The organism is Ruegeria sp. BHSA191 (genome assembly GCF_059613325.1).
The window spans coordinates 163,800-186,957 of record NZ_JBXWSH010000004.1 but is presented as its reverse complement, the minus strand read 5'-3'; the positions used below and the strand labels follow the sequence as shown (position 1 = coordinate 186,957).

Below are 23,158 nucleotides of genomic sequence, written 5' to 3'. Positions count from 1 at the left end.
ACTCGGTAAGCACAGGAATTCACCTGCGCGTGACCGCGGCGGGTCAAAACCCCGCCTGATACGCGGCCCAGAGCAGAATGAAACCGCTGACCACGCACAGCAACCCTACCAGCCGCCGCGCCGGTTCGGGCAGGCTGCGCAGCGCTTCGAGCACTCGCACCACAAGCGAAGGGGCCAGCGCATAGGCCAGCCCCTCGACAATCAACACCAGCCCGAAGGCCAGCAAGACCATGCCCATCACTCGGCCGCCGTTCCACGGCGCCCGGTCGGCGATCCGAGATAGTTGAAGAACTCGGAATCCGGGCTGAGAACCAACGAGCTGTTGCCGCCCTTCAAGGCGTTCTCGTAAGCCGTCAACGACCGGTAGAACTCGAAGAACTCCGGGTCCTTGCCATAAGCTTCGGCAAAAATTGCGTTGCGCTGCGCATCGGCCTCACCGCGGACGATCTCGGCCTCGCGGCGTGCTTCTGACACCAGTTCGACCACGGTCCGATCGGCCTGAGCGCGGATCCGCTGTGCGGCTTCCTCACCACGGGCCACTTCGTCGGCCGCCTCGCGTTCCCGCTCGGCGCGCATCCGGGCGAAGGTCGCCTCGAGGTTGGCCTGCGGCAGGTCGGTGCGTTTCAGGCGCACGTCGATCACCTCGAGGCCCAGATCGCGGGCCTCGGCGATCGCGCCGTTGCGGATGCGCAGCATCAGCGCCGCCCGGTCCGAGCTGAGGATGTCATTCGAGCTGACCGAACCCAGAACCTCGCGGGTTTTGGCGCGCAGGATCGAGTCCAGACGCTGCTCGGCAGTGTCGATGCCACCGGCACCCACGGCCTCGCGGAACTGGCGCACATCGGCGATCCGATAGCGCGCGAAGGCGTCGACCACCAAGCGGCGGTCATCCAGCGGCGTGACTTCCAGCGGCCCGACCTCGCGGCTGAGGATACGGTCGTCATAGCGCACGACCTCCTGGATGATCGGAATCTTAAAGGCCAGGCCCGGCTCTTCCTTGACGTCGACCACCCGGCCGAATTGCAGAACCAGCGCCTTTTCGCGCTCGTCCACGATGAAGATCGCCGACAGGGCGATCACCAGAACCACGAAAATGGCCGGCAGGAGAAAGGATGATTTACGCATGTCTTAGTTCCCCTCGCCCGAATTGCGGCGCAGTTCGTTCAGCGGCAGATAGGGCACGACGCCCTGCCCCTGTCCGGTCGCGCTTTCGTCCAGGATGATCTTGTCCACGTCGCCAAGAACCTGCTCCATCCGTTCCAGGTACAGACGTTTGCGAGTCACGTCCGGCGCCTTGGAATATTCTTCCAGAACCGCGCTGAATCGGCTGGCCTCACCCTGGGCTTCGTTCACGACCTGGGCGCGATAGGCCTCGGCCTCTTCCAGCACCTGCGCGGCTTCACCGCGCGCACCGGCCAGAACCCGGTTGGCATAGGCATCGGCTTGCTTCTCGAGCCGGTCCCGTTCCTGTCCGGCCGACTGGACCTCGCGGAATGCGTCCTTGACCGGCTCTGGCGGGTCGGCCCCGTCAAAGTTCACACGGACGATGTTGATGCCCGAATTGTAGCTGTCCAGCGTTGACTGGATCAGCTCCTCGAGCCGCTCGGCGATTACCGCACGGTCGCGGTTCAGGATCGGCGCCAAGTCCGACTGCGCGATGATCTCGCGCATGGCCGATTCAGACACCGCACGGATGGTTTCGCGCGGATCGCGGAGGTTGAACAGGAAGTCCGCCGGGTTCGAGATGTTCCAGACCACCTGGAAATCGATGTCGACGATGTTCTCGTCGCCGGTCAGCATCAGCCCCGCATCGGTGCCGCGACCGCCCGAGCCGATGGTCTCGGTCTGTTCGACCTTCACCGGGATGACTTCGGCCGTGACCACGGGCCACGGGGCAAAGTTCAGACCTTCGGTGCCGATCCCGGAAAAGCGGCCGAACAGCAGTTCAACCGACTGTTCTTCGGGCTTGACCGTATAGGCGCTGGCAAAGCCCCACAGAACCAGGGCGGCAACCCCACCCAGCAGGATCGTGCCCTTGGTGATCGCCGGGCCGCCACCGCCTCCCTGGCCGGACCCGTTGCTGCCGCGACCACCGCCGCCGCGCCCGCCCATCAGCACGCGCAGCTGCTCCTGGCCCTTTTTCATCAATTCATCGATTTCGGGGATCTGCGGCCCGTCGCCTTCGGGCGGACGTCGCCCGCCGCCATTGTTTCCCCGGTTTCCTCCGCCACCGGATGAGCCTCCGCCCCCCCAGGGGCCTCCGCTGTTGCCCGCCATGTGTTTCATTTCCCTTGTTTTGGCCCGTGAGCTCACGGGATCACTTGTAACCTGTGTGCGCGCGCTTGCAAATCAAGCGGTACGCACGGGTTGCCGCATGGTTACCAGTTCTTCGGCCATTACTGGATGAACCGCAACCGTGCGATCGAAATCTTCTTTTGTCGCCCCCATCTTGACCGCGATGCCAGCCAACTGGATCATCTCGCCCGCGCCGGGGGCGACGATGTGACACCCCAGCACCTTGCGGGTGGCCTGACTTACGATCAGCTTCATCAACACCCGTTGCGTGCTGCCTGCGAACGCCTTCTGCATCGGTTTGAACGAGGTCGCATAGACCTCGATCGGCTCCTGCTCGGCGGCGGCCTCCTCGCTCAGCCCCACGGTGCCCATCTCGGGCTGGGTGAAGATTGCGGTCGGGATCAGTTCATGATCCACCGGGGTGGGGTTGCCCTTGAACACGGTCTCGACAAAGGCCATCCCTTCGCGGATCGCGACCGGCGTCAGGTTCACCCGGTCGGTCACGTCACCGATGGCAAAGATCGAGGGCACCGCCGTTTGGCTGTATTCGTCCACGATGATCTCGCCCTTGCGGCCACGTTCGACGCCCAGACCTTCCAGCCCCAGATCGTCGGCATTGGGCGCCCGGCCCGTGGCGAACATGACCACGTCGAACAGCAGTTCCGACCCGTTGGTCGCCTTGACCCAAATCTTGTCGCCCTGCTTTTTCATCTCGAGCACATTGGTGCCCAGATGCACGTCGACACCGTTCTGGCACATCTCTTCGCAGATCAGCCCGCGCGCCTCGTCATCGAACCCGCGCAGGATCTGCGCCCCGCGATAGAATTGCGTGGTCTTAACGCCCAGGCCGTTCATGATCCCGGCGAACTCGCAGGCGATATAGCCGCCGCCGACGATCAGCATGGTCTCGGGCAGCTTATCCAGATGGAAAATCTCGTTCGAGGTAATCGCCAGTTCCGAACCCGGAAACTCGGGCACCACGGGGCGGCCGCCGGTTGCGATCAGGATGTGCTTGGCGGTCTTGCGGGTGCCATCGGCCAGTTCGACCGTGTGCGGATCGACCAGTTTCGCGCGCTGGTCAAAGGTTTCGACGCCGTTGTTCTTGAGGATATTGCGATAGATCCCCTCAAGCCGGTCCAGCTCGGCATGCAGCTTGCTGCGGAACTGCTGCCAGTCGAAAGCGCCCGGCTGGATGTCCCAGCCATAGGCGCGAGCGTCTTCAACCATGCCCGAATATTCGCTGGCGAACACCATCAGTTTTTTGGGCACACAGCCCCGGATCACGCAGGTTCCGCCATACCGGTCCTCTTCGGCCAGCGCGACCTTGGCGCCGGTTTCACCCGCCGCCACCCGCGCCGCGCGGACCCCGCCCGAGCCGCCGCCGATGACGAAAAGATCATAGTCAAAGCTCATGCCGCGTTCCTTCTGTCAGCCTGCCTCGAAGTGTCTTGGATATGTGGGGGCGCAGCACAACCTGCCAAGCCCCGGGCATTGATACCACACGGGCGCGTGAACGCCCCGGTCAGTCGGCCAGGTCCGAGAACAGGTTGTCGTCGCCCTCGCCAAGACGATCCAGCTGGATCGTGCCTTCGTTGATGTCGCGCAGCTCGACCCGGCCATCGCCGAACCCGATCACCACCTTGTCGCAGATGTCGATGAACAACCCGTTTTCCACCACGCCGGGGATCTGGTTCAGGGCCAGCGCCAATTGCCGCGGGTTGCCGATACGCTGCAGGTGCAGGTCCAGGATGTGGTTGCCCTCGTCGGTGACGGTCGGGGCCTCGCCGTTCATCCGCAACGTAGCCGACGTGCCCAGAACATCCATCGAATCCAGCAGTTCCTCGACCAGCGTCCGCGTGGTCTGCCAGCCAAAGGGAATCACCTCGATTGGCAGGGGAAAGGCACCCAGAGTCTCGACCTCTTTGCCGGCATCCGCGATCACCACCATCAGGTCGCTGGCCGTGGCCACGATCTTTTCCTGCAGCAAGGCCGCGCCGCCGCCCTTGATCAGGTTCAACTCGCCGTCGAATTCGTCGGCCCCGTCGATGGTCAGGTCCAGCCACCCGGCCTGATCCAGCGATACCACCTCGATGCCCACCTCGCGCGCCAGCTGCGCCGTTGCGGTCGAGGTCGGAACGCCCCTGATCTTCAGGCCCTCGTTCTGCACGCGCTCACCCAGTCGGCGCACCAACCAGGCCGCCGTCGACCCGGTGCCCAGCCCCACGCGCATTCCGTCCTCGACCATCTCAGCCGCCCGATAGGCGGCGACGCGCTTGGCAGTGTCGATCGGTGACAGTTTCTGGGTCATTGCAACCTCGCAAAGTTCAAAATTCGACCCCTTATAGGCAATCCCTGCTGCGGGTGCGAGGGGGAAGGGCGCGGTTTCCTTCGTCTGCACAAGAATTTCGGCTACGATGGTCCGAAGGGGGCACCATGCTGAAATTCGGAAAATCCACGGCGCAACTGCTGGACATGGCCTATCAGGGCGCGGATGTATCGCGCCGCCGTCGCGCCAATTTCGACGCCCTCGCCCCCGCCCCGGGTGAGGCGATCCTGGATCTTGGCTGCGGTACCGGCCTGCTGACCGCCGAACTGGCCCGTGCGGTGGGGCCACAGGGGCAGGTTACCGGCCTCGACACCAGCCCGGACATGCTGGCCGCCGCGCGCAGCCGATGCAGCGCGTTTGATCACGTTGACCTGGTCGAGGGCTCGGCCTTTGACATGCCGATCCCCAACCAGCATTTCGACAAGGCCGTGTCCGTACAGGTGTTCGAATATTTCGCCGACCCGGCGCCTGCGCTGAGCGAACTCAACCGCGTCCTGCGCCCGGGCGGGCGTCTGGTGATCGGCGACACGCACTGGGACAGTTTGACATGGCACAGCGACCACCCTGAACGCATGCGCCGCATCTGCGAAATCTGGGACGCCCACCTGGCCGACCGCTGCGTTCCGGCCGCGCTGCCCGCGGCCCTGCGGGGCTGCGGGTTTCAACCGGACCACGTGAATCCGGTGACGTTCTGCGACACCACCCTGCGCCCCGACGGACTAGCCCTGATGATGATTCGGCTGATGCAGGACTTTGCCATCCAGTCTGGCGAAATCCTCGAGGCCGAGGCAACGGCCTGGGCCGACGAGCAAAACGCCCTTGCCGACGCGGGCCGGTTTTTCATGTCGATCACCCATTTCGTCTGGGTGGCGCACAAAAGCCGATCCTTGCCATTGACGATTTGATGTGTCGGAAATACTCGTTTCCTATCGGAAACGTCGCAATCGTATGTTCGCGCAACAGGCGGGCTGGATATTTTGGCTCCATGACTGAACGGTATGCCCTGCACTACGCCCCCGACAACGCCGCGCTGGTGATCCGGCTGGCGCTGGAAGAGATGGGCCTGCCCTACCGCACGGAACTGGTCGACCGCGCCCACAATGCGCAGGACAGCGCCGCCTGTCGCGCGCTCAATCCCAACGGGCTGATACGGGTTCTGGGAACCCCGCAGTGCCCGATCTTTGGAACCGCCGCGATCACGGCCGAAGGGCTGGGCACCGCACCGTTTACCGCACCCACCTATGCAAAGCCTCCAGAAGGGTCTGCCACCTGATGTTTCTTTCCGTCTTCGACATGTTCAAAGTGGGCATCGGCCCGTCCTCGTCCCACACGATGGGACCCATGGTGGCTGCCGCCCGGTTCCTGGATCTGATGCGCGCCTCGCCGTTCGAATTCGCGGGGCTGCGCGCCTCGCTGCACGGATCGCTGGCCTTTACCGGTGTCGGCCACGCCACCGACCGGGCCACGATCCTGGGCCTGGCCGGGTTCACCCCCGATACCTATGACCATGACAAGGCCGAGGCGACCCTGGCCGCCATCGCCGACGCCCGCAGCGTTTCGCCCGAGGGCCTGCCCACGCTGCGCTTCGACCCCAAGGCGGACCTGATCTTTGACTATGACAACGCGCTGCCGGACCACGCCAACGGCATGATCCTGATGGCCACCGACGCGCAGGGCGACGTGATCCTGCGGCAGGTCTATTACTCGGTCGGCGGCGGCTTTGTCCTGACCGAAGAGGAACTGGCCGAAGGCAAGGACACCAACGATGGTCCCCCCGTGCCCTACCCGTTCAAGACCGCAGCCGAGATGCTGGAGATGGCCCGCGCAAGCGGTAAGTCCATCGCCGAAATGAAACGCGCCAACGAGATCGCGCGCGGCTGCGCCGACAGTTTCGCCAAGGGCACCGCCCGCCTGTGGGAGGTGATGAACGCCTGCATCGAGCGCGGACTGAGCACCGACGGCATCCTGCCCGGCGGCCTTAAGGTACGGCGCCGCGCCAAGGCGATCCACGATGCGCTGATGGCCGAACGGGGCATGAACCTGAATGCGCCGCACACGATCAACGACTGGATGAGCGTCTATGCGATGGCGGTGAACGAGGAAAACGCCGCTGGCGGTCAGGTCGTCACCGCCCCCACCAACGGCGCGGCAGGCGTGCTGCCGGCGGTGCTGCGCTATTACCTCGACCACGTTCCCGGCGCATCGGAAAGCCATATCGAGGATTTCCTGTTGACCGCCGCCGCCATTGGCGGGCTGGTGAAGTACAACGCCTCGATCTCGGGCGCCGAGGCCGGGTGTCAGGCCGAAGTGGGCAGCGCGGCCGCGATGGCCGCGGCGGGCCTCTGCGCAGTGATGGGCGGCACGCCCGAACAGGTGGAAAATGCCGCCGAGATCGCGCTGGAGCATCATCTGGGCATGACCTGCGACCCGGTCGCCGGGCTGGTGCAGGTTCCGTGCATTGAGCGCAACGGGCTGGGCGCGATCAAAGCGGTTTCGGCGGCGTCGCTGGCCCTGCGCGGGGACGGGCAGCATTTCGTGCCGCTGGACGCGGTGATCGAGACCATGCGCCAGACCGGCCATGACATGCACGAGAAATACAAGGAAACCTCGCTGGGCGGACTGGCCGTCAACGTGCCGAACTGCTGAGACGCATTAGGCCTTTCACCGGCCCGCCGCTTGACCTAGCGTGCGGGCCATGACCCAGGATCGCCCCGTCTTTGGCATCTTCCTGATGCTTGGTTTCTGCGTGCTGGCCCCGCTGGGCGACGCGCTGGCCAAGCTGTTGGGCGAGACCATGCCGCTGGGCCTGCTGGTCCTGGCGCGTTTCGCGGTGCAGGCTGCGCTCCTGATCCCTCTGGTGGCACTGACCGGCCGGCCGTGGCGGATGCGCGGGCGCGTCCTGCGGCTGACCGCGCTGCGCACGCTGCTGCATATCATCGGCATCAGCGCGATGTTCAGCGCGCTGCAATTCCTGCCGCTGGCCGATGCGGTGGCCATCGCCTTCGTCATGCCGTTCATCATGCTGCTGCTGGGGCGCTACGTTCTGGGCGAAGAGGTAGGCCCCCGCCGCCTGATCGCCTGCATCATCGGCTTTGCCGGCACCCTGCTGGTGATCCAGCCCAGCTTTGCCCAAGTGGGCGCCCCCGCACTGCTGCCGTTGATCGTTGCGGTGGTTTTCGCCCTGTTCATGCTGGTCACGCGGCAGATCGCCAAAGAGACCGATCCGATCGCCCTGCAAGCGGTATCGGGTCTGATGGCAACGCTGTTGCTGCTGCCGGTCCTTCTGATCGGCGCATCCGCAGACCTGCCTGCCCTGACGCTGACTCTGCCGGCCAACGCCCCCTACGGTCTGCTGCTGTCCATAGGGGTATTGGGCACGGTCGCGCACCTGTTGATGACGTGGTCGCTGCGCTATGCGCCGTCGGCCACGCTGGCCCCGATGCAGTATCTGGAAATCCCCATCGCCACGTTGATCGGCTGGCTGATCTTCCGCGACCTGCCCAACGGTCTTGCCGCCTTGGGGATCGCGATCACCGTGGGTGCCGGCCTCTATGTCATTCTGCGCGAGCGGGCCACCGCCCTGTCTGCCCGGACGCAAACGCCTGCATGACCTGATCCAGCGCGCCGCGCGGCACCATCACGATCAAGCCCGGCCCGTCCACCGTGAGCGTGACATCCGACAGCGCCCGGTTCGATGTGCCCACACGCCCGTCGGGTTCCAGCACCAATCCGTCGATGGGCCATTCCAACCCCAAGCTTCGCCCGGTCACCCGCCGGAACGGAAACAATGACACCGTGTCGCCTGGCGGGATCTGCAAGGTGACATGCGGCGGCGCGTGGAACACCACCTCTTGCGACCCAAGAAGGATGCAGGGCCGATCCGGCCAACGCACCATGGTATTGAACACCGCCAGCTGGTGATCCAGCCGCCCGCCCAGGAATCCGACACCCAGCACCACCGGTGCTCGAATATTGCGCAGGGCCTTGTCGAAATCGGTGCTGTCCTGTTCGCGGATCGGAAACAGCCGCTCGGCCGGCACCTGCGCACGATGGCGGCTGGAAAGCGAGTCGAAATCGCCGATCACCGCATCCGGAACGCGCCCCGAATCGATCAAACCCGCCGCGCCCCCATCCGCAGCAACGGCCAGCCTGACGCGGCTCAGCGCCAGATCCAGATCGCCGGGGCCGATTTCTCCGCCACCAAACAGCCCGATTGGCCAATCAGAATGAACAATTTCGCCGTTTTTTCCAAGATTGACCATTTTTCCCGCTTTTGGACACATTCAGACCACAAAATGATAGGTTCATCAGAACAGTTGCTTGAGCCGATTCTGCGCCGCGGTTGCGAGTTTGGCTGTGTTATTGTGTAAAGGACGTGCGTCTGATGGTACAGAACAACAAGGTATTGACCGTTTCCTACGGGACTTTTTCCTGCACGCTGGAAGGGTTCGACGATTCCTTCGAAACGATGAAGGCGATTGCGGAATATTTCCGCGATCTCGCCGCAGAAGATCGCTATTTCGGTTCTGAACCTCCGCAACCCGACGCCGAGATGCTGGCCCGCATCGCGCAACGAGACACCGCGCGCCACGTCGAGGCCCGCCCCGGCGAGAACGGGTTGCTGCTGCGCGCCTCGGATCGCCCCCCTTCGGCCGCACCGCACCCCATGACTGCTGACACCCGGACCCCCTCTATGACCCCTCCCCTGTCTGACCCGCAAGACCCAGCCGCGCGCCCTGCGGCGCCGCCCCCGGCTGCGGACAGCATCGCCGCGAAACTGCAGCGTATCCGCGCGGTGGTTTCCCACGGCGACCACCCCCCCACGCCTTACGCAGAAGAAGATGAGACCGGCTTTCTGGCTGCAACCGAACCCCAGGTCGACGCCATTTCGGCTGCTTTTGAAACGGGCGCCTTGGCCCCGGACGATCTGGAAACGGTGGCCGGTTCGGATCCGGCGGCAGCCAGCCCCCGGCAGCCCGACACCCCGTCCACCGCCGGTGCGGAACCAATCTTGGCCCAGCCGGACGACCATGTGGAAAGCGCTGCAGAAACCGGTGCCTCCGTTGAGTTGGTCGATCAGACTGACGTGGAACCCGACCTGCCGCCTCAAGCCACAGATGCCGACGACGATTTGTCCGTTGAACCGCCCCAGGCCGAGGCGGCAGAGACCGAGGACAACGGGTCTGACGAGATGGCGCCCGCGGCGCCTTCCACCCCGATCGAACCGGAAGCAGCGGCCGAAGAAGCCCTGTTCGAGGATATCGAGGACGACGCCCAGCCCGATGTCGACGACATCCTCAACATTCTGGGCGAAGACGACAACTCGGATGACACCAAAGAGGCAAACGGCACCCTGACGGTCGAGGATGAGGAAAACATCCTGCGCGAAATTTCCGCGATCGAGTCCGAAATGGAAGCGCCGGCCGACCACGCGGACGACGACGAACTGGACACGGATGTTCTGCGCCTGCTGCAGAAGGCGGATGCCGAACTGGGTGACCCGGCCACTGCCGACACGCGAGAAACCTATTCGCACCTGCGCACGGCTGTCGCGGCCACCGAAGCCGAGCGCGAGGCGACCGGTGACAATGCGGCTTCCGAGGACGAAAAATACCGCGGCGATCTGGCCTCGGTCGTCAGCCCGCGCCGCCCCGAGATTCGAGTAACCAGCATGCGCCCGGAATCGGATACGGCCGCCCCCCTCAAGCTGGTGGCCGAGCAGCGGGTCGACAAGGACGCCCCAGAGGCGGGCCCGGTGACCCCGCGCCGCGTGACCGCCGAACCGGCGGACTCGTCACCCGATGAAGGCGGGTTTGCCCGGTTCGCGCAAGAACAGGGCGCACAGTCACTGCCCGAACTGCTCGAGGCCGCGGCCGCCTACCTGTCGTTCATCGAGGGCCAGGAACAGTTCTCGCGCCCTCAGTTGATGAACAAGGTTCGCGCCCTGAAGCAAGACGAATTCAACCGCGAGGAAAGCTTGCGGTCGTTCGGCCAGCTGCTGCGCGACGGCAAAATCGAAAAAGCCGGCGGAGGGCGCTTTGCCGCCTCGAACCAGATCGGCTTCCGGCCCGAGGACAAACGCGCCGCGGGCTGACAAGACCCCCACAACTGACCAATCGGGCCGGAGACATTTCTCCGGCCTTTTTTGGTGCGGCTGACATGGGTTCTTTTGGGAAGCCGGTCGCGCTCCGATCACGCGGCTTTGATCAGGGCCAGTGGTGCACTTACTCCTGCTCTTGGTCGGGGTCGGCCTGCCCCACCCCCCTGAACACGAATTTGAACGGAAGCGCCCACAGGATCCCAAGCCCGACATAAACCAAAAGTTCCAGCCAGATCGGAGGACGGTCCAGCCAGTTCAACACGGTGACGACGGCCACGATGTAGAGCGGCAGCCCCACCAGCAGCAGCACCAATGACCACCGCCTGCGCGCCTTGTAGCTGAGACCGGTTTCTCGTTGCCTGCGCATCAGTCTGCAAACGGGTCGGTCACCAGGATGGTGTCGTCCCGCTCCGGGCTGGTGGACAACAAGGCCACCGGGCACTCGATCAGTTCTTCGACCCGACGCACGTATTTGATCGCATTGGCCGGAAGATCCGCCCAACTGCGCGCACCTTCGGTGGACTCGCTCCAGCCCGGCAACTCCTCATAGATCGGCTTGCAGCGCGCCTGCTGCTCGGCGGCCGTGGGCAGATAGTCCAAGCGCTGCCCATCCAACTCATAGCCAACACAGATCTTCAGCGTGTCAAAACCATCCAGAACATCCAGCTTGGTCAGCGAAATACCGTTGACCCCGCTGGTTGCACAGGTCTGGCGCACCAGACAGGCGTCGAACCAACCGCAACGCCGCTTGCGTCCAGTGGTGGTCCCGAACTCGTGCCCGCGCTCACCCAGGCGCTGCCCGTCCGCATCATGCAACTCGGTCGGGAAAGGCCCTTCACCCACCCGGGTCGTATAGGCCTTGACGATACCCAGAACGAAATCGATGGATCCGGGTCCAATGCCTACGCCCGTCGCGGCCTGGCCGGCGATCACGTTTGACGATGTCACGAACGGGTAGGTGCCGAAATCAATGTCCAGCAACGCACCTTGTGCGCCCTCGAACAGGATGCGCTTGCCCGCCTTGCGCTTTTCGTTGAGCACTTTCCATACCGGGGCGGCAAACGGAAGAATCTGCTGCGCGACATCCTTCAGTTGAGCGATCAGGGCATCGCGATCGACCGGAGCAATACCCAAACCCCTGCGCAGGGGGTCATGATGCTGCAATGCCCGGTCGACCCGGGCCTCCAGTGTCGCATCATCCGCAAGATCGGCCACCCGCACCGAGCGGCGCCCCACCTTGTCTTCATAGGCCGGCCCGATTCCACGGCCAGTCGTGCCGATCTTGGTCCCTTTGCTTGCGGCCTCTTCGCGCGCCCGGTCCAACTCTCCGTGAATCGGCAGGATCAAGGGTGTATTCTCGGCAATCATCAACGTTTCGGGCGTGATCTCGACCCCCTGCCCGCGAATCGTCTCTATCTCTTCCAAGAGGTGCCACGGATCCAGCACGACCCCGTTGCCGATGACACTCAGCTTGCCGCCACGCACCACTCCTGACGGCAGGGCGTGCAGCTTGTAGACCTTGCCGTCGATAACCAACGTATGCCCGGCGTTGTGCCCGCCCTGAAAACGCGCGATCACGTCTGCCCGCTCGCTCAGCCAGTCGACGATCTTGCCTTTTCCTTCGTCGCCCCATTGGGCGCCGACAACAACAACATTGGCCATATCCGGTCCTTTTGTGCTGATTTTCCAAACTCGGCCCGTATAACGAGGCACAGGCAGCAGGGAAACCGGTATTTCGACGCAGTGTTCGATCGCGCTGGCGCGCGATGCCTCCGGTGGGGATATTTTGGGCCGGATGAACATTGGCCGCAAATTTCATCTGGCCATAAATATCCTGGGGGAGTCGCCCGGAACGGGCGGCGGGGGCAGAGCCCCTATTCGCGAGTAAGTCGAACTGGGTGCCCGTGTGGAGTGCTCAGAAACGCAACCCTCCAAGCCTCGAACACAGCATCAAGTTCATTGCGCTCGGCGGCACCTGAGGATACCAAAAGTGTCTCGAGCGTTTCTAGCCAAGCTAGGAAATAGTCATTGCCGCCATCCAGTTCGCGGGCGACACCGTGCCGCGTCAAAGTGGTCGAAAAGGCATTCGTCCATTCAGCCCAGGAAAACCTCCCCGCCTCGTTCAGCGCAACCGTGGTGGCGAACAACTGTGCGTGCCAGGGTTGCTCGAACACCACGTTAGGTCGGATTGGTGGTGGGCATGTGGTCATGGCGGCTCCAGATAGCTTTGCCAAAGGTCAAGGATGACCTCGTCCTGTGGGCTTTCGGGGTGCGTCCAAAGTTGCGAGGCCCGAAACGCGACGGCGTAGAGCGGCTCAGGCGCTTCACCCAGTCCGTGGGCGCTGGAATCCGGCAGCACGTGACACCCGTGAACGCGCAAGATCCGCCCCTGCGCTCCGGCGGCATATTTCGGCAATCGGGTATGACCGCCATCGACCAATCGGTTCCCCGCCGGTCGGCGCGTACGCACCACCTGACCAACCTTGAATTCGACCTCGACGTTCGAAGGACGGTCGGCCGGACCACCCATGGCCAGAACTTTTCCAACGGCGCCGGCTTGCAGCGCCCGAACCGCCAACGGATGTTCCACCTTGGTGTCCACCCCGCGCAGCTCGTCCAGGCTGAGCACACCCGTTTCGACCAACAGGTCAGCCAGGGCCGAGATCCATTTTTCGTAATAGGAAAACCGCGCATAGTCTTGCGGCGACAACCGCTCGCGCGCATGGCGCGCGGTGTCAATGTTCCATTGCCCCAACGCGCCCGCGGCCAGCGTGACGGCAAGCGCCCGGGCGTGCCACTCCTCGGCGAAAACCGGGGCCTCCTGCGGCTCGGGCCGGACCCGGCCATCCCCGAACCGGCCACCCATATCATGCGCGCGCGTCATGCCGGCACCTTGGGCAGCCCGGTGCCGATCATGCTGTCGCGGGTCACCAGCGCCGTAAGCTCGTCCTCGCTCATCCCCTCAGTGCCCGGCGGCCTCATCGGAAGGACGAGGTAGCGTATCTCGGCTGTCGAATCCCACACGCGTACCGCCGTCTCAGACGGCAGATTTACGCCGAACTCTGCCAAAACCTTTCGCGGCTCGCGCACCGCGCGGGCGCGATAGGCGTCTGACTTGTACCAGGTGGGCGGAATCCCCAGCAGCGGCCACGGATAGCAGCTGCACAGGGTGCAGACGGCCATGTTGTGCTGCTGTGGCGTGTTCTCGACCACCACAATGTGCTCTCCTTGCCGCCCGTAATAGCCCAGTTCGGCGATCAGCGGCGTCGCATCCTTCAGCAGCCCGGATTTGAACTCTGGATCGGCCCATGCCTTTGCAACAACGCGCGCACCATTCTGCGGACCAATCCGGTTTTGATAGATGTCAATGATCTCATCCAGAGCCGCCGGGTCGATCAGGCCCTTGCGGATGAGAACCGTTTCCAGCGCTTTCACGCGCAGGGCGGGTTCGGGTGGCAGCAGGGCGTGCGGATGATCGGGGTGGTCATGTGGCATGGCCAAAGCCTGCGCGATGCACCGCGTCCTGTCCACATCTTTCGATGCAAAATCGCGGATCGATCCGGCTGCGGGAAACTCGTGACTTGCCCCCGCCCCCAAACTTGCTTAAGTACCCGGCGATACACGCCACGCCGTACAGGACCACCATGGAAAACGTCGTTCTCATCATCCACCTTCTTCTGGCCCTTGGCCTGATTGCCGTTGTCCTGATGCAGCGGTCCGAGGGCGGCGGCTTGGGGATGGGCGGCGGTGGCGGCGGCGCCATGACCGGCCGCGCAGCCGCGACGGCGCTGGGCAAACTGACCTGGATTCTTGCGGCCTGTTTCATCGTCACCTCGATCACGCTGACGATTCTGGCGGCGCAGAAATCGGCTGGCACGTCGGTCATCGATCGTCTGGGCGTTCCGGCTCCGGTGGAAACCGAAGAAACCACACCGTTGGTTCCGCCGGCCGAAGATCTGCTGCCTCCGGCGCAGGGCGACAATGCCCCGCTGATCCCGCAGGCCGACTGATCCACAAAACCTAGAAATCTGAAAGAGAACGGCAACAGCATCTTGCGGTTCTCTTGCGCTTTTGGCGCGAATCCTTTATACGTGAAGTCCCGTGATGCTGCGGTTTTTCAGGCCGCCGGGCAGTTGGTAATGACGTCTCACGGGAGCAGCCGAAAAACATGGCGCGTTTTATTTTCATCACTGGTGGTGTTGTTTCGTCGCTGGGCAAGGGGCTGGCCTCGGCCGCATTGGGCGCGTTGCTGCAGGCACGCGGATATTCGGTGCGCCTGCGCAAGCTCGACCCCTACCTGAACGTCGATCCCGGCACCATGTCGCCGTTCGAACATGGCGAGGTCTTCGTCACCGATGACGGTGCCGAAACCGACCTGGACCTGGGTCACTATGAACGCTTCACCGGCGTTCCGGCACGCAAGACCGATTCCATTTCCTCGGGCCGCATCTACATGAACGTGCTCGAGAAGGAGCGCCGCGGCGACTATCTGGGCAAGACCATCCAGGTGATCCCGCACGTCACCAACGAGATCAAGGATTTCATCGCCATCGGCGAGGATGAGGTCGATTTCATGCTGTGCGAGATCGGCGGCACTGTCGGCGACATCGAAGGCCTCCCCTTCTTTGAAGCGATCCGCCAGTTCAGCCAGGACAAGCCGCGCGGACAGTGCATTTTCATGCACCTGACCCTGCTGCCCTACATCAAGGCCAGCGGAGAACTTAAAACCAAACCCACCCAGCACTCGGTCAAGGAACTGCGCTCGATCGGTCTGGCCCCCGACATCCTGGTCTGCCGTTCCGAAGGTCCGATCCCGCAGAAAGAGCGCGAAAAGCTGGCCCTGTTCTGCAACGTCCGCCCCGATGCAGTGATTGCCGCGCAGGATCTCTCGACCATCTATGACGCGCCGCTGGCCTACCACAAGGAAGGGCTGGATCAGGCGGTGCTGGACGCTTTCCAGATCAGCCCGGCCCCCAAGCCCGACCTGTCGAAATGGGAAGACGTCAGCGACCGCATCCACAACGCCGAAGGCGAGGTGAAGGTGGCCATCGTCGGCAAATACACCCAGCTGGAAGACGCCTATAAATCGATTGCCGAAGCGCTGACCCACGGCGGCATGGCCAACCGCGTCAAGGTCAAGGTCGAATGGGTCGATGCCGAGATCTTCGACACCGAGGACCCCGGTCCGCATCTGGAAGGCTTCCACGCCATTCTGGTGCCGGGTGGATTCGGCGAGCGTGGCACCGAGGGCAAGATCAAAGCGGCGCAATACGCCCGCGAACATCAGGTTCCCTATTTGGGCATCTGCTTGGGTATGCAGATGGCCGTGATCGAAGCCGCCCGCAACGTTGCCGGCATATCCGGCGCGGGGTCCGAGGAATTCGACCACGAGTCCGGCCAGAAACGGTTTGAACCGGTGGTCTATCACCTCAAGGAATGGATCCAGGGTAACGCCAAGATCGAACGCAAGGTTGGCGATGACAAGGGCGGCACTATGCGGTTGGGCGCCTACAATGCGGTTCTGACCGAAGGCTCCAAGGTGGCCGAGGTCTATGGCACCACCCAGATCGAGGAACGCCACCGCCACCGCTATGAGGTGGACACCAAGTATCGCGAACAGCTTGAGAAAGCGGGCTTGAAATTTTCGGGGATGTCGCCCGACGGGCGCCTGCCGGAAATCGTCGAATGGTCGGATCACCCGTGGTTCATTGGCGTGCAATATCACCCAGAATTGAAGTCCAAACCCTTCGACCCGCACCCGCTGTTCCGCGATTTCGTGCGCGCTGCGAAGGAAAGCTCGCGCCTGGTTTGACGCGCCCCTTCGGCTTGGGCTTGCTTTGCATTCCGTTCCGGGTCAATTTGACCCGGAAAAACCGCAGGGGGCAGTTTCATGGCCAAAGGATATTGGGTGGCGCATGTCGACGTGAACGATATGGAGGCCTACAGGAATTACATCGCCGCAAACGCCGAACCCTTCGCCGCCTATGGCGCGCGGTTCCTGGTGCGCGGGGGTCAGCGCGAGGTCAAGGAAGGTGCAGCCCGCGCCCGCACCGTGGTGATCGAATTCCCAAGCTACGAGGATGCGCTGGCCTGCTATGAAAGCGCGGGTTACCAGAAAGCCAAGGCCTTGCGCGATCCGGTCTCGCTGGGCGATCTGGTGGTCATCGAAGGCTATGACGGGTAGCCCGGGCTTGGCGGACCACAAAATACGGAATAGTCTGCGCCAATGTTGAAAAAGTTCTTTCAAGCGTTTCGCCCGCAGCAACAGACCACCCTGCCCGATCCGGACACGGAACTGGCTCTAGGCGCGTTGCTGGTGCGCGTGGCTCAGGCCGACCGCGACTACAAGCTGGAAGAGATCCGGTTGATCGATCGCATCCTGGCACGCCTGTACCAGCACAACGCGATCGAGGCCGCCCAGGTCCGCGCCACCTGCGAGAAGCTGCACGCCGCAGCCCCCGACACCGACACGTTCGGCAAGCTGATCCGCGAAACGACGGACTTGCAGGAGCGGCTGGCCGCGATGGAGGCCCTGTGGGAGGTGGTGCTGGCCGACGGAAACTCGGACGAGGGCGAGATCAAGATTGTGGAGGAGGCACGCATCGCCATGGGGCTCAGCTACAATGACAGCCAGGCCGCGCGCGAACGCGTGCAAAGCCGCTTGGACGCAGACTGAGCCGCCGCTATATCTGAGGCATGTTCAATGCCTTCCTGTCCCGGCTTACCCAGCCGCAGCCCGACCCACTGACCGATGACGACGCCCGGCTAGCGCTTGCCGCCCTGCTGGTGCGCCTTGCCCGGTCCGACGATGACTATGCCGACAGCGAAATGTCGCGCATCGACAAGGTCCTGGCTGAACGCTATGACCTGTCGCCGTTCGAGGCCGCAGGACTGCGTGCGCGGGCCGAGGACCTCGAGGCAGAAGCCCCCGACACCGTCCGTTTCACCCGTGCCATCAAGGATGCGGTGCCCTATGATCACCGCCTCGGCGTGGTTCAGGCGCTGTGGTCGGTGGCGCTGGCCGACGGTCAGCGCTCGCAGGATGAGGATTCGCTTTTGCGGCTGGTGGTCAGCCTTCTGGGCGTCAGCGACGTGGATTCGGCACGGGCCCGGCAGAAGGCCGCCAAATCGTGACCGCAATGCTGGGCATGTACGACATGCCCGCCCTTCGGCCCGTCAATGATCGCTTTTGGAGCCTGATTCGCGCGCATTTGGGCGAAGGTCCGGGCCAACTGACCCGTGATCGCGATTTCTGGGAAATCTGGCAGGACCCTGACCTAGTCTTTGCCCAGACCTGCGGCATGCCCTATCGCACCCGACTGCATGGCAAGGTGCATCTGGTTGGCACCCCCGATTATGGCCTGCCGGGTTGCCCTCCGGGGCACTATTGTTCGGTCTTCGTGGCCCAGGCCAATGATGCGCGTGATCTGCCCGAACTGGCCGCCTGCGTCTTTGCCTATAACGAGGCCCTGTCCCAATCGGGCTGGGCCGCCCCGGTCACGCATCTGTCCGAACTGGGCCTTGCACCGGCGCGCCTGCTGGAAACCGGTGGACACGCCCTGTCAGCGCAGGCCGTGGCCGACGGACATGCCGATTTTGCATCGCTGGACGCGCTGACATGGGTGCTGCTGCAAGAGCACACCGATCTGGGCCAGCGCCTGCGCCAAGTGGCAACCACGCGCCCCACCCCGGCGTTGCCCTACATCACCGCGATCACGCGCGATCCGGCCGCGGTCGCCGCCGCGGTTCGCGCCGCGATCTCAGACCTTTCCCCGGCCGATCGCGCGGCGCTGCACATCCACGGGTTGATCGACATTGCTCCCGATCTCTACCTTGCCGTTCCCAACCCGCCACCGCCCGCGGCGGTGGTGCCCGAAAGCTGACCAATTTGACCACTGTCCTTGGCCGAATCGGAGATTTCAGGTCTTGAACTTGTCATTTGCGCATTGCATTGCTCTGGTTTTTCAGCCCTAGTACCGCACCAACGCACTCAACAACACCAGGACGACCCGTGACCGACAGCACTCCCGTCATCGAGATCAGGAACCTGCACAAAAGCTTTGGCAATCTCGAAGTCCTCAAAGGAGTGGACATCACCGCCCATCGCGGCGACGTGGTGTCGCTGATCGGGTCATCGGGGTCGGGCAAATCCACCCTGCTGCGCTGCTGCAACCTGCTGGAAGACAGCCAGGAAGGCGAGATCCTGTTCAAGGGCGAGCCGGTGCGCTGGACGGGAACCCGCGACCATCGCCGCCCCGCCGATCCCAAGCAGGTGCTGCGCATTCGCACCAACCTGTCGATGGTGTTCCAGCAGTTCAACCTTTGGGCCCACATGACCATCCTGCAAAACGTGATGGAGGCCCCGATCACCGTGCTGGGCCGTGACCGGCACGAGGTCGAGGACAGCGCCCGCAGATATCTGGACAAGGTTGGCATCGGCGACAAATGCGACGCCTATCCGGCGCAGCTCTCGGGTGGCCAGCAACAGCGAGCCGCCATCGCGCGCGCGCTCTGCATGGAGCCCGAGGCGCTTCTGTTTGACGAACCGACCTCGGCGCTGGATCCCGAGCTGGAGCAGGAAGTGATCAAGGTAATCAAGGATCTGGCCGCCGAAGGCCGCACCATGATCATCGTCACCCATGACATGCAGATGGCCGCCGACATCTCGAGCCACGTGGTGTTTCTGCACCAGGGCCTGATCGAAGAAGAAGGCTCGCCCGAAGATATCTTCTCCGCGCCCGAATCCGAACGGCTTCGGGGCTTTCTCTCCGCCACGATGGCGGCATAACATCAGAACAGAACCAAACAGGGGAGTTACCAATGAAAAACCTGATTCTGACCACCGCGGCACTGGCGCTTGGCGCCGGCATGGCCATGGCCGACACGGTCCGCATGGGCACCGAGGGCGCCTATCCTCCGTACAACTTCATCAACGACGCCGGCGAGATCGACGGCTTCGAGCGTGAAGTCGGCGACGAGCTGTGCAAACGCGCCCAGCTGGAATGCGAATGGGTCAAGAACGACTGGGATTCGATCATTCCGAACCTGGTGTCGGGCAACTACGACACCATCATCGCCGGCATGTCGATCACGGCCGAGCGTGACGAGGTCATCGACTTCACCCAGGACTACTACCCGCCGACCGCGTCGGCCTATGTGGCCACCTCGGCGGATGTTGACGTGACCGGTGGCGTTGTCGCTGCACAGACCGCGACCATCCAGGCCGGCCACGTGGCCGAGTCGGGCGCAACCCTGGTTGAATTCGCAACGCCCGAGGAAACCATCGCCGCCGTGCGCAACGGCGAAGCCGATGCCGTTCTGGCCGACCGCGACTATCTGGTGCCGCTTGTCGAGGAATCGAATGGCGAACTGGTCTTTGTCGGCGATCCAGTTCCGCTGGGCGGTGGCGTCGGTATGGGTCTGCGCGAAAGCGACACGGAGCTGCGTGAAAAATTCGATGCCGCGATTACCTCGATGAAACAGGACGGCACCCTGAACGAGATGCTGAAAAAGTGGTTCGGTGAGGATACCGCCACCTATGCACCTGACGGCTCGGTCGTCACCAACTAAGCATCCGGTCCTACGGTTCGGCGCCACGCGCGCCGAACCAATCCCGGCCTTGTGCTGGGCCTGACGTTCGAAAGACGCCTCATGTTTTCCTACTGCGCTGATCCCGACACGCTCGGCACTTTCCGCTGGTTTTCATGCTATCTGACCAACGGCGTGCACTGGTCGTTCTACTTGTCGTTCATCAAGGTTCTGGCCTTGCTGGCGGTGACGGCCCCGGTGGCGTTGGCCTTCGGTTTTGCGGGGGCCATGGCGGCCCGGTCGCATGTCCCGCCGCTGGGCTGGCTGGGCAAGGGCTATATCGCCATCGTGCGCGGGGTGCCCGACATTGCGTTTTTCCTGTTCTTCGTGATCGCCCTGGACCAGGGGTTCGAATGGATGCGGCACCAGGTGCTGTGCCCCGACTGGACCGATCCGATCCGTCAGGGCAACGATTTCCTCGTCTGCCCCGCCGCCAAGCTGCCGCTGGGCACCGCACCAGAATGGGTGCACGAAACCTACGGCTTTTTCCTGGCCGTCATCACCTTTTCGATCGTTTTCGGCGCCTTCGCCGCCAACGTGCTGTTCGGCGGCATGCGCGCCGTGCCGCTGGCGCAGCTTGAAACCGCCGAGGCCTATGGCATGACCCGCCGCCAGACCTTCTGGCGCATTCTCGTGCCGCAGATGTGGGTCTATGCTCTGCCCGGCCTGTCGAACCTGTGGATGGTGCTGATCAAGGCCACGCCCCTGCTGTTCCTGCTGGGGGTCGAGGACATCGTCTATTGGGCGCGCGAGTTGGGCGGCACCAAGACCTCGAAATTCACCGCCTATCCGCATGGCGACTGGCGCATGTGGTACTTCCTGTTCCTGCTGGTTTTTTACCTTGGCATGACCCGCGTTTCCGAGATTGGCCTTGAACGGCTGATGCGCCGCCTGTCGCATGGCCAGGCGACCTCGGGCGGAGAGCTGCTGCGTAAGGAGACCACCGCATGAGCTGCCTGCAGACCATCCAAGATTACGGCCTGCGCTCGATCGGCATCGGCGAGCGCCTGCTGCCGCGCAGCGATTTCACCCTATGCGAACAGTTCACCCTGATCGGTTCGGGGATGATCTGGAACATCTATTTCGGCGTGATGGCGCTGGCCACCGGGTTCTTCCTGGCCACGGCCGTGGCTCTGGGCAAGGCGTCCAGCCGCAAGTGGCTGCGAAAACCGTCCGAGTGGTTCATCTTCATCTTCCGCGGTTCGCCGTTGTTCATCCAGTTCTTCTTTGCCTACTTCCTGTTCCTGTCGCTCAAGAAGACCTACCCTATGTTCGACGCCTTCACCTCGGCCTGGCTGGGGGCGCTGATCGTGCTGTTCCTGAACACCGCCGCCTATTCGGGCGAGATCTTCTATGGCGCGCTGCGGTCGATCCCCAAGGGTGATATCGAGGCCGCCGATGCCTATGGCATGTCGGGTTGGTCGCGCTTCCGCCGGATCGTGTGGCCCACCATGCTGCGGCTGGCCTGGCCCGCCTACACGAACGAGGCGATTTTCCTGTTCCATGCCACAACGCTGGTCTTCTTCTCGGCCTTCCCGGCCTGGCAGCAACGGGGGGATGCGCTGTATTATGCCAGCTATTTCGCTGACAAGACGTTCAACCCGTTCGTCCCCTACCCGATCTTGGCGTTCTACTTCATCCTGCTGACGCTGGTGATCGTGGGCATGTTCGGCCTGATCAACAAGCGGCTGAACCGGCACCTGCCGGTGGCGCGCAAGGCCAAGATGCGGTTCCGCCTGAACCTGGCGCGCTGAGGCGCCGGGGTTCAGGCCATCCGCAACCGGCCCAGCATCCGGCAGTCCACCGACCCTTCGGCGCAATTGGCGGTCAGTTCGTCCAGGGCGGCTTGCAACCGTTGCAACTCGGCGATCTTGCGGCGTACGCTTTCCATGTGACGTTGCGCCAATGCGTTGACCTCGGCGCAATCGGCCGCGCCGCCCTCGGGCAGGTCCAGCAAGGCCTTTGCGTCGCCCAGCGAAACCCCCAGGTCACGGCAGCGTTTCAGAAACCGCAACCGCCCAACATCCTGCGCGGAATACAGCCGCCGATTGTTGGTGGCCCGCGCCGGGCGCGGCACGATGCCTTCGCGCTCGTAATACCGGATGTTCTCAATCCCCACGCCGCTTTGACGGGCCGCTTCGCCGATCGCAATCACGTGACCTCTTTCGCTTGATCCTGTAGTGACTACAGGATTTAGACCTCTGCCCACGCGATGCGGCAATGCCGCAGGCCTTGAATAACGGATGAACAAGATGCGCGGATTTCTCGGCCTCAGCTTCGCCGGATCCCTGTCGGCCCTTAGTGTGGGCGCGTGCTGCATGCTGCCGATGACGATGATGTTGCTGGGCCTTGGCGGCAGTTGGCTGGCCGTCTTTGGCCAGATCATGGCGGTCAGCTACCATGTTCAGGCGGCCTCGACGGCACTGATCGCGACTGCGTGGCTGGTGGCCTGTCGGCGCAATGCTGTGCGCCATCTGGAATGGGGCTTGGCGGCCAGCACCGCGATGACTGCCGTCGCCTGGGTTGTCGTGTTCCACGAGGCCCGCATCAACGTATTTCTGATCCAGCCGATGTGAGACAATGACAGACAAGACCGTAACGCTTGAAAGCACCCTGACCTGCCCGGTCTGCGGCCACGCCCAGTCCGAGACCATGCCCACCGACGCCTGCCAGTGGTTCTATGAATGCAGCGCCTGTCACACCGTACTGAAACCCAAGCCGGGCGATTGCTGTGTCTACTGCTCGTACGGAACCGTGGCCTGCCCGCCCATTCAGCAGGGCGACAGCTGCCGTCGGATAATTTGATCAAATATCGTGACAAGGGCAAAAAGCTCGACTAGGTTTGCCGA

28 protein-coding genes and 1 pseudogene are annotated in these 23,158 nt (G+C 63.4%); 17 read left to right on the top strand and 12 right to left on the bottom strand.

Going from position 1 to position 23,158, the window contains the following annotated elements; all coding sequences use genetic code 11:
- Positions 1 to 43: 43 nt before the first annotated feature.
- The 5 genes from AC2FNS_RS06275 to rpiA form a co-directional block, all read right to left on the bottom strand.
- Complete coding sequence (locus AC2FNS_RS06275; protein ID WP_496713500.1) at positions 44 to 238, bottom strand: DUF2065 domain-containing protein; 195 nt, start codon at positions 236 to 238, stop codon at positions 44 to 46.
- On the bottom strand, positions 238 to 1,125 hold the full coding sequence (gene hflC / locus AC2FNS_RS06270; protein WP_496680297.1) for a protease modulator HflC: 888 nt from the start codon (positions 1,123 to 1,125) through the stop codon (positions 238 to 240). The genes AC2FNS_RS06275 and hflC overlap by 1 nt, the downstream gene beginning before the upstream one ends.
- Before the next feature lie 3 nt (positions 1,126 to 1,128).
- Positions 1,129 to 2,277 (bottom strand): FtsH protease activity modulator HflK, encoded by a 1,149-nt coding sequence (gene hflK / locus AC2FNS_RS06265; RefSeq protein WP_496680296.1) that lies wholly within the window; start codon positions 2,275 to 2,277, stop codon positions 1,129 to 1,131.
- Between the two features lie 72 nt (positions 2,278 to 2,349).
- The gene (gor, locus tag AC2FNS_RS06260) at positions 2,350 to 3,708 is read right to left on the bottom strand and encodes a glutathione-disulfide reductase (protein WP_496688876.1); all 1,359 of its coding nucleotides are present in this window, start codon (positions 3,706 to 3,708) and stop codon (positions 2,350 to 2,352) included.
- Between the two features lie 109 nt (positions 3,709 to 3,817).
- The gene (rpiA, locus tag AC2FNS_RS06255; protein WP_496713502.1) at positions 3,818 to 4,603 is read right to left on the bottom strand and encodes a ribose-5-phosphate isomerase RpiA; all 786 of its coding nucleotides are present in this window, start codon (positions 4,601 to 4,603) and stop codon (positions 3,818 to 3,820) included.
- Between the two features lie 125 nt (positions 4,604 to 4,728).
- Between rpiA and AC2FNS_RS06250 the strand changes: the two genes are divergently transcribed.
- From AC2FNS_RS06250 to AC2FNS_RS06235, 4 genes and pseudogenes are all read left to right on the top strand, one after another.
- The gene (locus tag AC2FNS_RS06250) at positions 4,729 to 5,526 is read left to right on the top strand and encodes a methyltransferase domain-containing protein (protein ID WP_496713504.1); all 798 of its coding nucleotides are present in this window, start codon (positions 4,729 to 4,731) and stop codon (positions 5,524 to 5,526) included.
- Positions 5,527 to 5,606: 80 nt separating this feature from the next.
- Positions 5,607 to 5,819: pseudogene (locus tag AC2FNS_RS06245) on the top strand (thioredoxin domain-containing protein); the annotation flags it as partial.
- Positions 5,820 to 5,893: 74 nt separating this feature from the next.
- A complete protein-coding gene (locus tag AC2FNS_RS06240; RefSeq protein ID WP_496713506.1) occupies positions 5,894 to 7,267 on the top strand; it encodes an L-serine ammonia-lyase in 1,374 nt (457 codons plus the stop codon).
- Between the two features lie 49 nt (positions 7,268 to 7,316).
- On the top strand, positions 7,317 to 8,231 hold the full coding sequence (locus tag AC2FNS_RS06235) for a DMT family transporter (protein ID WP_496713508.1): 915 nt from the start codon (positions 7,317 to 7,319) through the stop codon (positions 8,229 to 8,231).
- On the opposite strand, the gene AC2FNS_RS06230 is transcribed toward AC2FNS_RS06235, so the two are convergent.
- Positions 8,176 to 8,883 carry a thiamine diphosphokinase gene (locus AC2FNS_RS06230; protein ID WP_496680288.1) on the bottom strand — a complete coding sequence of 236 codons (708 nt, stop codon included), beginning with the start codon at positions 8,881 to 8,883 and terminating at the stop codon, positions 8,176 to 8,178. The genes AC2FNS_RS06235 and AC2FNS_RS06230 overlap by 56 nt on opposite strands.
- A 122-nt stretch (positions 8,884 to 9,005) precedes the next feature.
- Here AC2FNS_RS06230 and AC2FNS_RS06225 point away from each other — a divergent pair, with 122 nt between their 5' ends.
- Positions 9,006 to 10,715 (top strand): hypothetical protein, encoded by a 1,710-nt coding sequence (locus AC2FNS_RS06225; RefSeq protein ID WP_496713510.1) that lies wholly within the window; start codon positions 9,006 to 9,008, stop codon positions 10,713 to 10,715.
- Positions 10,716 to 10,845: 130 nt separating this feature from the next.
- Here the strand turns inward: AC2FNS_RS06225 and AC2FNS_RS06220 are convergent, their stop codons facing one another.
- The 5 genes from AC2FNS_RS06220 to nthA all read right to left on the bottom strand — a co-directional run bounded on the left by AC2FNS_RS06220 (position 10,846) and on the right by nthA (position 14,216).
- Positions 10,846 to 11,088 carry a DUF2842 domain-containing protein gene (locus tag AC2FNS_RS06220; protein WP_496713512.1) on the bottom strand — a complete coding sequence of 81 codons (243 nt, stop codon included), beginning with the start codon at positions 11,086 to 11,088 and terminating at the stop codon, positions 10,846 to 10,848.
- Complete coding sequence (locus tag AC2FNS_RS06215) at positions 11,088 to 12,383, bottom strand: adenylosuccinate synthase (protein WP_496775302.1); 1,296 nt, start codon at positions 12,381 to 12,383, stop codon at positions 11,088 to 11,090. The genes AC2FNS_RS06220 and AC2FNS_RS06215 overlap by 1 nt, the downstream gene beginning before the upstream one ends.
- Before the next feature lie 212 nt (positions 12,384 to 12,595).
- Positions 12,596 to 12,931, bottom strand: coding sequence for a nitrile hydratase accessory protein (locus tag AC2FNS_RS06210; protein ID WP_496711856.1), 336 nt, complete (start codon positions 12,929 to 12,931; stop codon positions 12,596 to 12,598).
- A complete protein-coding gene (nthB, locus tag AC2FNS_RS06205) occupies positions 12,928 to 13,605 on the bottom strand; it encodes a nitrile hydratase subunit beta (RefSeq protein ID WP_496711857.1) in 678 nt (225 codons plus the stop codon). Before nthB ends, AC2FNS_RS06210 begins: the two co-directional genes overlap by 4 nt.
- Complete coding sequence (nthA, locus tag AC2FNS_RS06200; protein ID WP_496711858.1) at positions 13,602 to 14,216, bottom strand: nitrile hydratase subunit alpha; 615 nt, start codon at positions 14,214 to 14,216, stop codon at positions 13,602 to 13,604. Before nthA ends, nthB begins: the two co-directional genes overlap by 4 nt.
- 149 nt (positions 14,217 to 14,365) lie before the next feature.
- On the opposite strand from nthA, the gene secG reads away from it, so the two are divergent.
- The 10 genes from secG (at position 14,366) to AC2FNS_RS06150 (ending at position 22,063) form a co-directional block, all read left to right on the top strand.
- The gene (secG, locus tag AC2FNS_RS06195) at positions 14,366 to 14,731 is read left to right on the top strand and encodes a preprotein translocase subunit SecG (protein ID WP_496680278.1); all 366 of its coding nucleotides are present in this window, start codon (positions 14,366 to 14,368) and stop codon (positions 14,729 to 14,731) included.
- Between the two features lie 158 nt (positions 14,732 to 14,889).
- Positions 14,890 to 16,533, top strand: coding sequence for a CTP synthase (gene pyrG / locus AC2FNS_RS06190; protein WP_496711859.1), 1,644 nt, complete (start codon positions 14,890 to 14,892; stop codon positions 16,531 to 16,533).
- 78 nt (positions 16,534 to 16,611) lie between these two features.
- Positions 16,612 to 16,905: a DUF1330 domain-containing protein gene (locus tag AC2FNS_RS06185; protein ID WP_496711860.1), complete on the top strand. Its 294-nt coding sequence runs from the start codon at positions 16,612 to 16,614 to the stop codon at positions 16,903 to 16,905.
- A gap of 42 nt (positions 16,906 to 16,947) precedes the next feature.
- Positions 16,948 to 17,397, top strand: a complete 450-nt coding sequence (locus AC2FNS_RS06180; RefSeq protein ID WP_496680273.1) for a tellurite resistance TerB family protein — start codon at positions 16,948 to 16,950, stop codon at positions 17,395 to 17,397.
- A gap of 20 nt (positions 17,398 to 17,417) precedes the next feature.
- Entirely contained in the window at positions 17,418 to 17,855 is a 438-nt protein-coding gene (locus tag AC2FNS_RS06175) for a tellurite resistance TerB family protein (protein WP_496688894.1), read from the top strand.
- Positions 17,856 to 17,860: 5 nt separating this feature from the next.
- The gene (locus AC2FNS_RS06170) at positions 17,861 to 18,604 is read left to right on the top strand and encodes a phosphate/phosphite/phosphonate ABC transporter substrate-binding protein (RefSeq protein ID WP_496797394.1); all 744 of its coding nucleotides are present in this window, start codon (positions 17,861 to 17,863) and stop codon (positions 18,602 to 18,604) included.
- Between the two features lie 128 nt (positions 18,605 to 18,732).
- Positions 18,733 to 19,509: an ABC transporter ATP-binding protein gene (locus tag AC2FNS_RS06165; protein ID WP_496680271.1), complete on the top strand. Its 777-nt coding sequence runs from the start codon at positions 18,733 to 18,735 to the stop codon at positions 19,507 to 19,509.
- A gap of 32 nt (positions 19,510 to 19,541) precedes the next feature.
- On the top strand, positions 19,542 to 20,291 hold the full coding sequence (locus AC2FNS_RS06160; RefSeq protein WP_496680270.1) for a transporter substrate-binding domain-containing protein: 750 nt from the start codon (positions 19,542 to 19,544) through the stop codon (positions 20,289 to 20,291).
- Positions 20,292 to 20,372: 81 nt separating this feature from the next.
- Positions 20,373 to 21,260: an ABC transporter permease gene (locus AC2FNS_RS06155; RefSeq protein WP_480633320.1), complete on the top strand. Its 888-nt coding sequence runs from the start codon at positions 20,373 to 20,375 to the stop codon at positions 21,258 to 21,260.
- The gene (locus AC2FNS_RS06150; protein ID WP_496680269.1) at positions 21,257 to 22,063 is read left to right on the top strand and encodes an ABC transporter permease; all 807 of its coding nucleotides are present in this window, start codon (positions 21,257 to 21,259) and stop codon (positions 22,061 to 22,063) included. Before AC2FNS_RS06155 ends, AC2FNS_RS06150 begins: the two co-directional genes overlap by 4 nt.
- Positions 22,064 to 22,074: 11 nt before the next feature.
- Here the strand turns inward: AC2FNS_RS06150 and AC2FNS_RS06145 are convergent, their stop codons facing one another.
- The gene (locus tag AC2FNS_RS06145) at positions 22,075 to 22,464 is read right to left on the bottom strand and encodes a MerR family DNA-binding protein (RefSeq protein ID WP_496711862.1); all 390 of its coding nucleotides are present in this window, start codon (positions 22,462 to 22,464) and stop codon (positions 22,075 to 22,077) included.
- Between the two features lie 88 nt (positions 22,465 to 22,552).
- Between AC2FNS_RS06145 and AC2FNS_RS06140 the strand changes: the two genes are divergently transcribed.
- Together AC2FNS_RS06140 and AC2FNS_RS06135 are read left to right on the top strand one after the other, a co-directional pair.
- Complete coding sequence (locus AC2FNS_RS06140) at positions 22,553 to 22,885, top strand: hypothetical protein (protein WP_496711863.1); 333 nt, start codon at positions 22,553 to 22,555, stop codon at positions 22,883 to 22,885.
- 4 nt (positions 22,886 to 22,889) lie between these two features.
- Complete coding sequence (locus tag AC2FNS_RS06135; protein ID WP_496711864.1) at positions 22,890 to 23,114, top strand: GDCCVxC domain-containing (seleno)protein; 225 nt, start codon at positions 22,890 to 22,892, stop codon at positions 23,112 to 23,114.
- Positions 23,115 to 23,158 lie beyond the last annotated feature (44 nt).